Origin of the sequence: Kiloniella sp. (assembly GCF_048259265.1) — a bacterium.
GTDB lineage: Bacteria > Pseudomonadota > Alphaproteobacteria > Kiloniellales > Kiloniellaceae > Kiloniella.
Genome location: NZ_JBLXHT010000012.1, coordinates 1 through 13482, shown reverse-complemented (window position 1 = coordinate 13482; position 13482 = coordinate 1). Strand labels below are relative to the sequence as shown.

Sequence of the window (13482 nt, the reverse complement as noted above, 5' to 3'; positions counted from 1 at the left end):
CATCTTGTTAAGAATCGATAATTTCAACTTTACTCTAACAAGCTAGCATCCAAGAAGAAAGTTGCAATTCTGCAGGTACTGATTGGGGGGTCTTGCAACAAAGACCGGGCAACAATTACCGGGGATTGAGCTATATTCAACCTCCCCATACCAACCAGATACTCATTGCCAATCAATCTGGATATTTACAGAATTATGTTTTGCTCAAAACTTTGACTATTAAGGAAGTGTCATATCTGGATAATCGGTAATAATACCGTCCACACCCATCTTGATTAAACGCGTGAAATCATCAGAGTCGTTCACAGTCCAAGGAATGACTTTCAACCCTTCTTGATGGGCTTCTTTCACGAGTTCAGGCGTAACTTCTCGATAAAAAGGTGACCAGACACGTCCCCCCGCAGACTTGACCATCTTGGGGATGCTCCCCGCATGATCGTCAACATCGAAACCCGCTGTCCAGCCACTTGTTCCTGCTTGTCCAATCGCGATGTTATCCAACCACTTTTGCTGCGCGGTCAGATAAACCGTGGGTATATCTGGTGCCTGTTTTTGTACGAGCTGAAGTGTCCGCCAATCAAAGGATTGGATCGTTACACGATCTGACATGCCGTGCTTATAGATAACAGTAAGAAGTGCCGCGACAAAATCATCCGGAGATACAGTCGCATCAGGCGTTTGCGGATTTATTTTAGTTTCAATGTTGAATTGAACAACCTTGTTACCTGAGCGCGTAACCAGATCAAAAAGATCAGACAATCTCGGAATAGCCTGAAATTGCTCGGAATTTTGCCGAGAGAATCTTTCTGCGTACTTTGACCCGGGTTTAAGGGCGCCCACATTAAATCTGGCGACGTCCTGATAATTCATCCCGTTCAAAATAAGCGACTTATCCTGAACCCAATTACCCTTGGGATCTTTTGCAATATTGGGATTTAAATAAGGATCGTGATGAACAACAACAACACCATCCCGAGTCACCCCAGTATCTAGCTCAAGCGTCGTAACACCAAGCTCCAGCGCCTTGGAAAAGCCAGCCAACGTATTTTCCGGGGCAAGCCCCCGAGCACCACGATGCCCCTGTAAATCAAAATTCTCTGACACACCGAGATCAGCAAACCGTTGCGAAATACTTTCCGCCCCTACTGTCTGCACAACCCCCATAACAGCGAGTATTACGCCTGCTTTGATTTTTCCTTGGCTCAAAAACATTAGCTGCTCTCTACAGATTGCCCAATAGTCTTGCTGTCATCAAAATTGAGAACCAGTACCTGACGGGTCAAAGGCGCCACTTTCATCGATCCCATGTTTCGTGGGTCAATCCAAATCGCCTGTTCAATTTCCACCTGTGGGCCGACTGACGCATCACTTTTAATGTAGAAAACATCGGCTTCGACAGATGTATGATTTTCATTCTCTGCCGGGGCTGTAAATTTTCCTAAGAAACGACAATCAGATCGATCAAACTTAAAACCAAGGTCTTCACCCAGCTCTCGCTCCAAAGCAGCCAAGGGCTCTTCCCCTTGCTCAATCTTCCCGCCGGCTTGCATAAAAAAGGACATGCCTCTTTTTCGAACCAGCAGCATTTTTCCATGACTATTACCAATCACAGCCGCCGCAATTTTGATCACGTCTGGCGTTTCAGTGTTTTTTTCTTGGGAACTCATCAAAGAACCTTCTTATAAAATAATCAAGCAACCGAACTTGGATAGCGGACAATTGGAGCGGGTGAAGGGAATCGAACCCTCGTATGCAGCTTGGGAAGCTGCCGTTCTACCATTGAACTACACCCGCGATAGCTAGACGCTAGATTGGCACATATCTGATCACTAGTCCTATCCTTTGCCTGATAATATAACAAGGTATATGTACCTTCATCCTTTTAATTCTGCTGAAATAATTCACTGATTATTTTGTGGGATTATTTTGTGGGATTATTTTGTGGGATTATTTTGTGGGATTATTTTGTGGGATTATTTTGTGGCAAAATTTTACACTTTATACCCTTGACCCCACAAAAACCTTTCCTAAGTGTTGTTTAGCGGGGGCTGAAATCAGACCCGCAACATAGGCCTGAATGGCCGCTTGTTATGATCACATTGCTTTTAGGAGGATGTCGTTATGACCCGTTACGATCTATCACCGCTTTTCCGTTCGACTGTCGGCTTTGACCGCTTGGCACGGATGCTGGATGAAATTCCTGATTACAAAGATAATAGCCCTGCCTATCCGCCTTACAACATAGAAAGCGTCGGCGAAGACCACTACAGAATCACCATGGCTGTCGCAGGTTACACGCAAGAAATGCTCGACATCAGCTTTCATTAAAACATGCTTCATGTTTCAGGGGAAATTCCGCCAACCAAAGAAGAACGTCGATATCTTCACCATGGCTTGAGCAGTCGAAAGTTCGAGCAGAAATTCCAACTTGATGATTATGTAAAGGTCGAGGATGCCCATCTCAAAGATGGGTTACTTACCATTGATCTCGTCCGCGAAATTCCAGAAGAAAAGAAACCGCGTACGATTGAAATTACGCAGGGGCAGCCTTCAAACTTGCTTGGCAAAGCAAAAAAAATAATTGAAGGAACAAAAAATAAAGCTGCGTAATTCCCTTACGTTCTATCACATGTTCATACTTACAAGCGTCGGGTCCTTTTCCCGACGCTTGCTTTCAAACAATTAATACAGACCAGCTTTTCCATTCCGATAAAACCCTCGTGATCAGATGCTCTTAAAGCTGACAAAGCCGCTTTTGATCTATACCTTTGCGATAACTTAACAAAACAAGAAACCATCAGTTGGCTGATAGTTTCATCGAAGAGGTATCAATGGGGATTAAACAAACTTTCACTTCTGCCATTCTTTTTACCGGGCTTGCTCTCAACTTGGCGACACCACAAAGTGTTATCGCTCAAGATCAAACCACTGCTAATCAAGACTGGTCAAAAATTGAAACCAAAGCTCAGGGCCAAACCGTTTACTGGAATGCCTGGGGTGGCAGTGAGCTTATAAATGAATATATCGCCTGGGTCGGCAAACGAGTGTGGGATGACAATAAAATCACCCTCAAGCATGTAAAGATTACTGATACTGCGGATGTTGTCAGCCGGGTGCTTGCTGAAAAAACAGCGGGGAAAGATGCCGAAGGCTCTGTTGATCTCGTCTGGATTAACGGCGAGAACTTTGCCTCCATGAAAACGAATGGGCTTCTGTTTGGCCCCTTCTCAGAAAATCTGCCGAACTATCCCTTGGTCGATACAGAAAACAAAGCCACAACAACAATAGATTTTACAAATCCAGTTGATGGATTGGAAGCACCTTGGGGAATGGCAAAGTTCAACTTCATCTACGACAGTGCCAAAGTGGACCAAATCCCGAACTCTTCCGAAGAACTTTTGGCTTGGGCCAAGAACAATTCAGGACGTTTTACATACCCCTCACCACCTGATTACTTAGGTTCGACCTTCTTAAAACAAGTGCTTGTTGAATCTGTTGATGATCTCAAAATACTACGACAAGCAGCAACAGACGAAACTGAATTTAAGAAAACAACCGCTACTTTATGGGATTACCTTGATCAGTTACATCCTGCTCTTTGGCGTGATGGCAAACAGTTTCCCGTAAGCAGTTCAGCCCAACAACAACTGCTAGACGACGGTGAAGTTGATATTCACCTCTCATTCAATCCGGGGGCGGCCTCGTCCCTTATCAAGTCCGGTGAACTGGCGCCAAGCGTTCGAACCTTTGTTTTTGACAAGGGAACAATTGGCAACACACACTTTATTGCCATTCCCTACAACTCATCCAGTAAAGAAGCAGCCATGATTGTTGCGAACTTTCTGATGAGCCCCGAGGCACAGGCCCGCAAACAAGATCCGGAATACTGGGGTGATGACACCGTTTTATCTATTGCAAAGCTATCTGCTGAAGATCAAAAAATCTTTTCAGCAATTGAACTCGGCGTTGCAACATTGCCTCCTCAAGATCTAGGGCCAACTTTGCTGGAACCTCACCCAAGCTGGATGGAACGTATAGAGAAAGAATGGCTGACACGGTACGGACAATAAATTCTACCATCAGCAAACAAATACGATACCATCAGGCCATGAAAAACCATTTCAGCTCAATTCTTAGCGTGCTTTTCAGTTTGCGCACGGTGCCTGTGCTGACACTCATGATTTTTCTGTTGCCCGTTCTGGCAGGGCTTACCAGTACAGTTTTGCCCGCTTTTGGATATCTGCCCGTCATAGGGCAGATATCTATAAATGCTAACGCCTGGGAACAGCTCTTTGCGCATCCTGCTTTATCCAACGCCCTCATCACATCCGTATCCAGCGGGGTCCTAGCAACAATTCTTTCGCTGGTCGTATCTCTTTCGTTTGTTGCAGCGTGGCAGGGTACCGCCAGCTTTAGAAAAGCGCGCCGAATTTTGGCGCCCATTCTTGCCATCCCCCATTCAGCACTTGCTATTGGCCTCGCCTTCTTAATTGCCCCAAGTGGTTGGATTGTCCGCGTGTTTTCACCTTGGGCAACGGGTTGGGAACGCCCTCCGGATATCCCCATTATTCACGATGAATGGGGAATATCACTTATTCTTGGGCTAATGATCAAAGAAACACCCTATCTTTTATTAATGATACTGGCGGCATTGGACCAGTCTCAAGCAAAACAGCGGCTAAAGCTCGCGAAGACTTTAGGTTATCATCCGATCGCAGCATGGATAAAAGGCATACTGCCTGTCATCTACAAGCAAATCCGCCTCCCCATCTATGCCGTTCTCGCTTTTTCCTTATCTGTTGTTGATATTGCCCTGATCCTTGGCCCAACAACACCGCCTACGTTATCAATATTGGTACTTCGGTGGTTCAATGACCCCGACCTAAACTATCGAACTATTGCAGCCGCGGGTGCCTTACTCCAACTCTTTGTCGTTGTCTGCGTAATTGTCACTTGGTGGATTACAGAAAAAGCAATGTCCAGGCTAAGCAAAGGGTGGCTTATAAATGGCCGGCGGACATTTTTAGAACAACCTGTTCGTAAAGTTTCCAAATTTTCCCTGAATAGTATTTTCGTTCTGTTTTTTGGCAGCTTGCTCGTCATTCTTCTTTGGTCTTTCACCCGCCGATGGCGATACCCGGACTTTTTACCTTCGGTCTGGAGCATCCAAAGCTGGGATCGTAATATACACAACCTATTATGGAGTAGCTCTTCCACACTTATAATTGGCCTGATCAGCTCTTTCGTTGCTGTCGTTCTTGTCGTCGTTTGTTTGGAGAATGAAAAACGTCGGGGAAAAACAGCCGGATCAGGAGCCCTGTGGCTGGTGTACTTACCTCTTATGATCCCTCAGGTGTCTTTCCTTTTTGGGGTACAAATTTTGACGATTAAAGCAGGCATCGATGCCAGTTGGCTTGCGATTATCTGGAGCCATCTTCTCTTTGTTCTCCCCTATGTATTCCTGTCCCTGACAGACCCTTACCGACAACAAGATGATCGCTATATCAAGGTAGCGCTTTCGATGGGAATAAGTCCGGCTCGTGCGTTCTGGCGCATAAGATTACCCATGTTACTCAGGCCATTACTTTTTGCCTTTTCCATAGGTTTTGCGGTTTCCGTAGCCCAGTATTTACCAACTCTTTTCGTTGGTGGAGGCCGATTTTCAACCTTGACCACCGAAGCTGTCAATCTTTCAGCTAGTGGCAATAGACGTATAATTGCCGTGTACGCACTTCTTCAGGCTTTGTTACCTTTGTTTTGCTTTATAGCTGCGCTAACCTTGCCAAATATTGTTTTCCGTAATCGCCGTGCTTTAAAGGAACATTAAGTGACATCATGAGCGATAATACTTTCAAGCAATCTGCCACACCCGCACAATATCCCACGCTTTATTTAAAAGACCTGAAGCTATGCTTACGCGGGGAAGCACTCTTCACCAATCTGTCCTTGAATATTTCACCGGGGGAAATTGTAACCCTTATGGGGCCAAGTGGCTGTGGAAAATCCAGCCTTCTTGCGGCAATAAGTGGTACACTTGAAAGCGATTTTTCTCTTGTCGGAGAGATTTTTCTGGATGATTTGAACTTAACCAACCTCCCCCCTGAAGAACGACATATAGGAATGCTGTTCCAAGAAGATCTTTTATTCCCACATATGTCCGTGAGCGAGAATCTTTGCTTTGGTATTCCCGCCCACATCAAAAGCAAAAAAGAACGAGTATCCTTGATTTCGCAGGCATTAAAAGATGCTGGATTATCAGAGTTCGAAAATAGAGACCCCGCAACCCTATCTGGTGGGCAGCGAGCACGCATTGCAGTATTAAGAACACTACTCTCTCAACCCCGTGCACTTTTACTGGATGAACCCTTCTCGAAACTGGACACTGAACTACGTACTCGCTTTCGCGATTTTGTCTTCAGGCACGCCCGGGCACATAACTTGCCAACTTTGTTGGTCACCCATGATCCCGAAGATGCTCAATCAACAGGCGGGAAAGTTATTCGAGTATCCGATTTCTAACTGAAAACCCCATTAGCTTTCATCAAAATAATAAAACCTGTTTGGCATTATCTGTTACAGCCTCAAAATTTTATTCGAACCGCCAGCTTGATCCACACCAGACGCAACGGTATAATCTACCATACTCGTCAGAGGTTATTGAAATATTCTGTGTTCTTGATTGTCTCTAACGAACACTCCACGCCCGTAATATTTACGAATGCCACCAACCAAGTCTAGCGCTCGCAATTTTTCGAGACCACCCAATCATGCGTAATCCAAAGATTTTCACAGCTTTAATAGCGTATAACAGATCGCTTTTTTTTGCAGATCTTCTCGCCGGTGTGACAGTAGCATTAGTCGCTCTTCCCCTCAGCCTCGCAATCGCGATCGCTTCAGGCGCGCCACCAGAAAAAGGGATTGTAACCGCAATAATTGGCGGTTTATTGATTTCACTTTTCGGTGGCAGTCGAGTTCAGATCGGTGGTCCGACAGGGGCATTCATCGTTGTCGTCTTCAACGTCATCACACAATACGGATACGATGGTCTTGTATTGGCCACTTTCATGGCGGGGATTATTCTACTCATCGGTGGATATTTTCGAGCAGGAAACCTGATAGCTTTTGTGCCTGAAGCCGTTGTTAATGGCTTTACTATTGGCATAGGAATCATTATTGCCACAAGTCAGTTAAAAGATTTATTTGGCTTGTCTATAGATAACGTTCCAGCCGATTTTTTAGAAAAAATACCTGTCTTCTGGGAAGCACACCAAACCCTTAACTTACCAGCAACGACAATAGCGATTATCACACTTATACTGATTGTCGTTCTCCGCAGTATAGCGCCTCGTTTTCCTAGTCTAATTATTGGTATTGGCGTTGGGTCTGTACTCGTTGCAATGATGTCTTTGCCTGTGGACACACTCGGATCTCGCTTTGGTCAACTACCTAGCCAAATACCATGGCCACAGCTACCTGATTTGTCTTTCTCTCGAATTATAGAGCTTATTCCTTCTGCTTTAATTATTGCATTTTTAGCAGGCGTTGAGTCATTGCTATCGGCAATGGTAGCCGACAAAATGATTGACGGGCAACACAGACCAAATGCCGAACTTACAGCACAGGGTATAGCTAATATAGGCTCAGCATTATTCACAGGGCTTCCAGCTACAGGCGCAATTGCCCGAACAGCAACAAACATAAAAGCAGGAGGTAAAACACCAATAGCAGGAATCATTCATGCTATTATAATACTACTTGTTATGTTACTCGCTGCCCCACTGGCAAGTTATATGGCTATGCCCGCATTGGCCGCCCTTCTTACTATCACTGCCTGGAACATGACCGAGCCACACAAATGGCGTGAATATGCTCGTGGCAAGAAAAGCGATATTATACTTTTGCTACTAACACTTATTTTGACTGTTATTGTCGATTTGACTGTTGCAATTGGTGTAGGAGTATCAGTCGGGCTTGCTCTACGCCTTAGCAGACGGGATCATGTAAAAAATGATTGGTCCCCCCCAAACCGATAGTAATCAAAAAACAACCTCACGAATTCACCAGGTGGAACCGTCATTCAAATGTCCGAATTCTAGAACCAATTTTCCGAAGACATTTTGACATTATTTCTATGAATAATGCACAGAGGGGATTGCTTTCTGTTAATATATTTATATTAACAGTCGTCTAACAAAGTGATATGAGATTTTTTAATAACCGAATATTGTCTCGTTTTTTTGCTCTTGCGGCAAAAACGAGATAAAAGCTGTCACGTTTTGAGATAGCTTGGGAGCCTACGTTGATGTATAGCCAGACAACCCGGTCTATAACGGTAACAGTAACGCCGACTTTTCTTGAAGATCAGTCGTCACCTACTGATAATCATTATGTCTGGGCGTATCAGGTACAGATAGAAAATACAGGCGACGAGGCCATTACCTTGAAAAATCGTTATTGGCGAATTACTGATTCGATGGGACGCATTCAAGAGGTCCGAGGCGCTGGCGTGGTTGGGGAACAACCTCTCTTACAGCCTGGTGAAAGTTTTGAATATACAAGTGGCACGCCCCTTTCTACCGCCTCTGGTATCATGTGTGGCAGTTATGAAATGGAAGACACTAGCGGGGAACTATACGATGTGTTGGTTCCACCCTTTTCACTGGACAGCCCTTACGAGATCGCGCGTCCGAACTAGAACATATCTTCTACGGAATCTTGAATCCGATAGAAGCTTTAAGGATTACAGTCCGTGAGTGACAAAGATAGTAAAGTCATCCGCCCTTCACGCGATGAAGCTCTGGCCGCGGTTGAAACCCTTCTACGTTGGGCAGGTGATGACCCAACCCGCGAAGGCTTATTAGGCACACCTGATCGCGTTGTACGCAGCTACGAGGAATTTTTTGCAGGCTATAATGTTGAGCCTCGGGAATTACTCGAACGTACTTTTGAGGAAGTCGAAGGGTACGACGAGATTGTATTGCTCAGAGATATCCGGTTTGAATCTCATTGCGAACATCACATGGCACCGATTATTGGAAAAGCACATGTCGCGTATTTGCCTAATAATCGTGTTGTTGGCATCAGCAAGCTTGCCCGCGTGATCGAAGCTTATGCAAAACGACTGCAAATTCAAGAAAAGATGACGGCGCAGGTCGCCAATGCAATTAACGAGGTTCTTCAACCCAAAGGCGTCGCCGTTGTTATCGAAGCGGCACACCAATGCATGACCACCCGCGGTGTTCACAAATCAGGCGTAACAATGGTAACAAGCCGTATGCTTGGCCTGTTCCGCACCAACCCCTCCACAAGACGCGAATTCCTTTCTTTGATAGGAAACCCTTCTTCTTCAGCGTCTTAAGAAAAATAAAAATCCAAAGCCCCCATTAATCCGCAATGCGGATAGGGGGCTTTTGCATACCAATAACAATAATTTTCTGATACTCTCCCAGCACTTTCGCCCTTACACCTGCTTCCCTGACGGAACTGGTATAAGATCTTTTAGGTGCCATTCTGGCTCCCCGATGGATTTACTTTAGCTTTTTCATCGGTCATAAAACCGCTATTTGGCCAAAAGGTTTGAAGATGATCAAGTTCCGTCCCGTCGTCTTCGTCACAGGAATACTGCTCTCGATTATGGCCATTGCCATGATCATACCTGCCATTGTCGATGCTGCCGCAGGGCACCCAGACTGGCGCGTTTTCGCGACATCTTCTGCCCTTAGTCTTTCTGTTGGCATATCCATGGTTCTGGCAACCAACGCAACATGGACGGCCTTTAGCCTGCGCGAAGCTTTCGTCATTACAAACCTTGCTTGGCTGACCATTGCCATCGCTGGGGCCGTACCATTAGCATTTTCCGAACTGGAACTCAGCATCACCGATGCCTTCTTTGAATCCATGTCTGGGATCACAACAACTGGCTCTACCATTATTGTCGGGTTGGATGAGACCCCCCCAGGTATCCTTCTTTGGCGTGGGATTCTGCAATGGCTGGGTGGTATCGGTATTATTGTCATGGCCGTTGCCATTCTTCCGATACTACAAGTCGGTGGTATGCAGATGTTCCGGGTTGAAGCCTTTGAAGCAGATAAAGTACTTCCCAAGGCAGCGCAGATTGCTGCCGCTATTTCCATCTTTTACGTCTTTATCACAATCGGAGCTGCAATAATCCTATCTCTATTGGGTATGAGCGGGTTTGATGCTGTTGTTCACGCAATGACTTCAATCGCGACGGGGGGCTTCTCAACCTACGATGCCTCGATCGGACACTTTGAAGATCCTAAAATTCATTGGGCGATCAGTGGATTTATGGTTCTTGGCTCCATTCCCTTTATTCTTTACTTGCGCGTTATTCGGGGGGATTTCAAATCTCTGATTCAAGATAGTCAGGTAAAAACATTTTTGATCATTCTTGGGTTATCAATTGCCCTTATAACTTACTGGCTTATTGCTGATAATGGCTATTCTTTTGCTACAGCCCTAAGGCTATCCGCATTTAATGTCATATCTCTGATGACAGGTAGTGGCTTTACAACTGCCAACTACGGCCTATGGGGCGGCTTTGCCCTCGCCCTGCTTTTTATATTGATGTTTGTCGGTGGCTGCGCGGGCTCCACGACCTGTGGCATTAAAATATTCCGCCTGCAGGTTCTCTATTCAACTGCCGAGGCACAGCTTAACCGTTTGATCCAACCCAACGGCATTTTCTTTCCGACCTATAATGGTAACCCGATCCCGGAAAGTGTCTCAGACTCAGTCATGAGCTTCTTCTTCCTCTTTGCCGTCAGTTTTGTCTTGCTTGCAGCTGGATTAGGTTTCTCGGGATTGGATTTTATCACTGCTATTTCAGGCGCAGCAACTGCAATTGCAAATGTTGGTCCTGGCCTTGGGGAAACCATTGGCCCCGCCGGAAACTTCCAGCCTCTACCAGATAGTGCCAAGTGGCTCATGTCTGCGGGAATGCTTCTTGGACGGTTGGAACTCTTCACGATTATGGTGATGATCCTTCCTCGTTTCTGGCGCGGCTAGATCAACAGACTCTAATAATTTTACCCTAAAGCGATTATCCCCTAAACATTTTCAGGGGATAATCGCTTTAGCTTGAAAGCAACCCGTTCTCGATCGCGTATCGTGTCAAACCTGCAGTAGAACTAATATCCAGTTTACGCTTGATATTCTTACGATGAGTCTCGACTGTACGCACACTGATATCCAGTTCCAAAGCAACGTGCTTGTTGCTTTTCCCCTCTGCCAACAACAACAAAATAGTTTGCTCGCGTGTGGTTAAGGGGCCTTCCGCATCACTATCCTGATATGACATCAGAATCTTGGACACTCCCGAACTAAAGTAGGTTCCCCCTAAATGCACGGCTTCAATAGCAGCAACCACTTCTTGAGATGGTACATCCTTTAAAACATACCCCCGTGCCCCATAGCGTAAAGCGCTGGAAATATATTCACGATTATTATGCATGCTCAGAATCAGGAGTTTTATTTCAGGATACTTTTCGGCAAATATTTCTGTTGCGTCCAACCCATTCAATTCCGGCATATTTATATCCATCAGGACAACGTCCGGTCTTAACTCTTCCGATTTGGCCAAAGCTTCAGCTCCGGTTGTCGCCTCCCCAATCACTTCAATATTGTCGTAAAGCTCCAGGCAGGACCTAAGGCCATCACGAACCAAAGGATGATCATCGCAAAGCAGTACCGATATTACTTTTTTCTCATTCGTCATGACTTTATCTCGGCCTCCGTACGCAAAATACCTTTTGGAAGTGTCGCAACAATCTTCGTTCCCGACGGGGAAGATGTTATGTCTAATTCTCCACCGTGATGTTCCATGCGCTCTTGCATATTTCTTAATCCAATTCCTGCAAGGGGATCTTTTTTTGTGTTCAGTCCCTGAATATCAAAACCGGAACCATTATCAGAAATTTCTAACGTCACAATTCCCTGATGTGCAGCCAAATTAATATCAACATGATCGGCATTTGCATGACGCTCAATGTTCGTCAGGGCCTCTTGCGCCACTCTAAACAATGTTGTTTTTGCATCCTTTGGAAGCAAATTTTTAAAGGTAACAGTACCTATTTTAATTTTAATATTCGTACGTTCTGAAAATTCATGAGCTAAACTTTCCAAGGCAGGCGACAATCCCAGATCATCAAGAAGGCTAGGCCTGAGATCACGAGAAATGCGTCGAACTTCATTAATCGCGATGTTCAGCGCATTTGCTCCTTTTTCAATGGCCCCGGCGACCCCCTCAGTATCTTCGGTTATCCGTTGGGCTTTTTTCAAGGCAACTTCATGCGCATACTTTATCGAAACCAAAATTTGGCTAATCCCGTCATGAAGTTCACGGGCCACGCGCCCCCTCTCTTCTTCCTGTGTTTCAATAATTCGCTGCGTGAGATCCTTTAACTTTCCATCTGCGACACGACGCTCATGCAGATTTATCGCAATCCCGGTAACAAAAACTCCACCAAGTGCGGTGAAAGTGATGATAAGGATAATCACAGACGTTTCCCGGATACGTTCTTCAACTTCCAGCTCAAATTCTGCGACTTGGGCAATAACGTCATCAATATAAAGGCCCGTTCCCAGCATCCAGTTCCATTTATCCAAAGCGACCGCATAGCTAATTTTATCCCTAATCTTCCCTGTGGAAGGCTTTGCCCAGAGATACCGATGAAAACCGCCTCCCTCTTGTGCCCTGTAAATCAAATGCTGAATGACAAGATTACCCGTGGTGTCTTTGAGTTCCCACCAATTATTACCAATCAACTCGGGCTGTTTAGGGTGAACAAGGCTTGTTCCTTCAAAATCATAAACGAAGAAATAGCCATCTTCCCCATAAGTGAGAGTTTTGAGGATTTCCTTTACCTGCCGTTTTGCATCCAAATCATATGATTCAGCCGGATCATAGATATGTCTTATCGATGTCTGCGCGAGGCTTAGGTAGTTTAAAAGTTCCAACTTCTTGGCATTAACCATGTTTCGCTCAAATGCCGCAATTTCATCATTGGATAACCGCTGTGTTTGATAGGTTACCAAAATAGATATGGCTGAAATCGCCAAAATTAAGGGAACGGTTGCAAGCAAGAGTACTTTCTGCTTTAAATTCATAAGCTTATTTTCCGTTCGCCCTTAAACATTACGGGATTTTTGCATTAAATTCTGACTATAGCATGCTACTTTTTGCTTTTCTCTCAGTATTAGTTGGTATTTTCGTGCCCCCACTAAACGTGATTAACTACCAAGTGCTGCGAATTTAAATCTCGGGCTGTTACTGATAGACAGTCCTCAATATTTTACAGTAAAAACCAAGCCGTCAAAGAAACGGTGTCATAATAAAATGAGAAATCTTGAAAAATTTGAGATTATTCTTTCTAACCGGAGGCAGTTTTAATGAATCGTAGAAAGTTTCTAACGGGCGCAGCTACGGGTGTAGCAGCAGGTGCGGCAGCAGCAACACTTAGT

The 13482-nt window shown here is 45.1% G+C and carries 15 protein-coding genes and 1 tRNA gene; 10 read left to right on the top strand and 6 right to left on the bottom strand.

The annotated features are described in order from the left end of the window. Positions 1-219: 219 nt before the first annotated feature. The 3 genes from ACN0QW_RS16685 to ACN0QW_RS16675 all read right to left on the bottom strand — a co-directional run bounded on the left by ACN0QW_RS16685 (position 220) and on the right by ACN0QW_RS16675 (position 1794). Complete coding sequence (locus ACN0QW_RS16685) at positions 220-1212, bottom strand: glycerophosphodiester phosphodiesterase (protein WP_417432995.1); 993 nt, start codon at positions 1210-1212, stop codon at positions 220-222. Beyond that, positions 1212-1667: an NUDIX hydrolase gene (locus tag ACN0QW_RS16680; protein WP_417432993.1), complete on the bottom strand. Its 456-nt coding sequence runs from the start codon at positions 1665-1667 to the stop codon at positions 1212-1214. Before ACN0QW_RS16680 ends, ACN0QW_RS16685 begins: the two co-directional genes overlap by 1 nt. A 53-nt stretch (positions 1668-1720) precedes the next feature. Continuing rightward, a tRNA-Gly gene (locus ACN0QW_RS16675) sits at positions 1721-1794 on the bottom strand. 327 nt (positions 1795-2121) lie between these two features. Between ACN0QW_RS16675 and ACN0QW_RS16670 the strand changes: the two genes are divergently transcribed. The 8 genes from ACN0QW_RS16670 to folE all read left to right on the top strand — a co-directional run bounded on the left by ACN0QW_RS16670 (position 2122) and on the right by folE (position 9358). Then, positions 2122-2328, top strand: a complete 207-nt coding sequence (locus ACN0QW_RS16670) for a hypothetical protein (protein ID WP_417432991.1) — start codon at positions 2122-2124, stop codon at positions 2326-2328. A gap of 3 nt (positions 2329-2331) precedes the next feature. Continuing rightward, positions 2332-2610 carry an Hsp20 family protein gene (locus ACN0QW_RS16665; protein WP_417432989.1) on the top strand — a complete coding sequence of 93 codons (279 nt, stop codon included), beginning with the start codon at positions 2332-2334 and terminating at the stop codon, positions 2608-2610. A 191-nt stretch (positions 2611-2801) separates the two neighbouring features. Continuing rightward, the gene (locus tag ACN0QW_RS16660) at positions 2802-4070 is read left to right on the top strand and encodes an ABC transporter substrate-binding protein (RefSeq protein WP_417432987.1); all 1269 of its coding nucleotides are present in this window, start codon (positions 2802-2804) and stop codon (positions 4068-4070) included. Continuing rightward, positions 4046-5827 (top strand): ABC transporter permease, encoded by a 1782-nt coding sequence (locus ACN0QW_RS16655; RefSeq protein ID WP_417432985.1) that lies wholly within the window; start codon positions 4046-4048, stop codon positions 5825-5827. The genes ACN0QW_RS16660 and ACN0QW_RS16655 overlap by 25 nt, the downstream gene beginning before the upstream one ends. Positions 5828-5835: 8 nt before the next feature. Then, positions 5836-6519: an ATP-binding cassette domain-containing protein gene (locus tag ACN0QW_RS16650; protein WP_417432983.1), complete on the top strand. Its 684-nt coding sequence runs from the start codon at positions 5836-5838 to the stop codon at positions 6517-6519. Positions 6520-6767: 248 nt separating this feature from the next. After that, on the top strand, positions 6768-8033 hold the full coding sequence (locus tag ACN0QW_RS16645) for a SulP family inorganic anion transporter (protein WP_417432981.1): 1266 nt from the start codon (positions 6768-6770) through the stop codon (positions 8031-8033). A gap of 269 nt (positions 8034-8302) precedes the next feature. Beyond that, entirely contained in the window at positions 8303-8695 is a 393-nt protein-coding gene (gene apaG / locus ACN0QW_RS16640; protein WP_417432979.1) for a Co2+/Mg2+ efflux protein ApaG, read from the top strand. Positions 8696-8749: 54 nt separating this feature from the next. Then, on the top strand, positions 8750-9358 hold the full coding sequence (gene folE / locus ACN0QW_RS16635) for a GTP cyclohydrolase I FolE (RefSeq protein WP_047765473.1): 609 nt from the start codon (positions 8750-8752) through the stop codon (positions 9356-9358). A gap of 25 nt (positions 9359-9383) precedes the next feature. On the opposite strand, the gene ACN0QW_RS16630 is transcribed toward folE, so the two are convergent. Continuing rightward, a complete protein-coding gene (locus ACN0QW_RS16630; RefSeq protein WP_417432977.1) occupies positions 9384-9509 on the bottom strand; it encodes a hypothetical protein in 126 nt (41 codons plus the stop codon). Between the two features lie 73 nt (positions 9510-9582). Between ACN0QW_RS16630 and ACN0QW_RS16625 the strand changes: the two genes are divergently transcribed. Next, positions 9583-11028 (top strand): TrkH family potassium uptake protein, encoded by a 1446-nt coding sequence (locus ACN0QW_RS16625; RefSeq protein WP_299377597.1) that lies wholly within the window; start codon positions 9583-9585, stop codon positions 11026-11028. A 67-nt stretch (positions 11029-11095) separates the two neighbouring features. Here ACN0QW_RS16625 and ACN0QW_RS16620 read toward each other — a convergent pair whose 3' ends face one another. Together ACN0QW_RS16620 and ACN0QW_RS16615 are read right to left on the bottom strand one after the other, a co-directional pair. Continuing rightward, positions 11096-11737, bottom strand: coding sequence for a response regulator transcription factor (locus ACN0QW_RS16620; protein ID WP_299377599.1), 642 nt, complete (start codon positions 11735-11737; stop codon positions 11096-11098). Continuing rightward, complete coding sequence (locus ACN0QW_RS16615; RefSeq protein WP_417432974.1) at positions 11734-13128, bottom strand: cache domain-containing protein; 1395 nt, start codon at positions 13126-13128, stop codon at positions 11734-11736. Before ACN0QW_RS16615 ends, ACN0QW_RS16620 begins: the two co-directional genes overlap by 4 nt. 282 nt (positions 13129-13410) lie before the next feature. Between ACN0QW_RS16615 and ACN0QW_RS16610 the strand changes: the two genes are divergently transcribed. Next, on the top strand, positions 13411-13482 hold a 72-nt coding region (locus tag ACN0QW_RS16610), incomplete at its 3' end, for a twin-arginine translocation signal domain-containing protein (RefSeq protein WP_417433153.1).

Excerpts from the sequence above, each read along its gene's own strand:
- ACN0QW_RS16685 (WP_417432995.1), bottom strand. The coding sequence starts at position 1,212 with ATGTTTTTGAGCCAAGGAAAAATCAAAGCAGGCGTAATACTCGCTGTT.
- ACN0QW_RS16680 (WP_417432993.1), bottom strand. The coding sequence starts at position 1,667 with ATGAGTTCCCAAGAAAAAAACACTGAAACGCCAGACGTGATCAAAATT.
- ACN0QW_RS16670 (WP_417432991.1), top strand. The coding sequence starts at position 2,122 with ATGACCCGTTACGATCTATCACCGCTTTTCCGTTCGACTGTCGGCTTT.
- ACN0QW_RS16665 (WP_417432989.1), top strand. The coding sequence starts at position 2,332 with ATGCTTCATGTTTCAGGGGAAATTCCGCCAACCAAAGAAGAACGTCGA.
- ACN0QW_RS16655 (WP_417432985.1), top strand. The coding sequence starts at position 4,046 with ATGGCTGACACGGTACGGACAATAAATTCTACCATCAGCAAACAAATA.
- ACN0QW_RS16650 (WP_417432983.1), top strand. The coding sequence starts at position 5,836 with ATGAGCGATAATACTTTCAAGCAATCTGCCACACCCGCACAATATCCC.
- ACN0QW_RS16645 (WP_417432981.1), top strand. The coding sequence starts at position 6,768 with ATGCGTAATCCAAAGATTTTCACAGCTTTAATAGCGTATAACAGATCG.
- apaG (WP_417432979.1), top strand. The coding sequence starts at position 8,303 with ATGTATAGCCAGACAACCCGGTCTATAACGGTAACAGTAACGCCGACT.
- ACN0QW_RS16630 (WP_417432977.1), bottom strand. The coding sequence starts at position 9,509 with ATGGCACCTAAAAGATCTTATACCAGTTCCGTCAGGGAAGCAGGTGTA.
- ACN0QW_RS16625 (WP_299377597.1), top strand. The coding sequence starts at position 9,583 with ATGATCAAGTTCCGTCCCGTCGTCTTCGTCACAGGAATACTGCTCTCG.
- ACN0QW_RS16620 (WP_299377599.1), bottom strand. The coding sequence starts at position 11,737 with ATGACGAATGAGAAAAAAGTAATATCGGTACTGCTTTGCGATGATCAT.
- ACN0QW_RS16615 (WP_417432974.1), bottom strand. The coding sequence starts at position 13,128 with ATGAATTTAAAGCAGAAAGTACTCTTGCTTGCAACCGTTCCCTTAATT.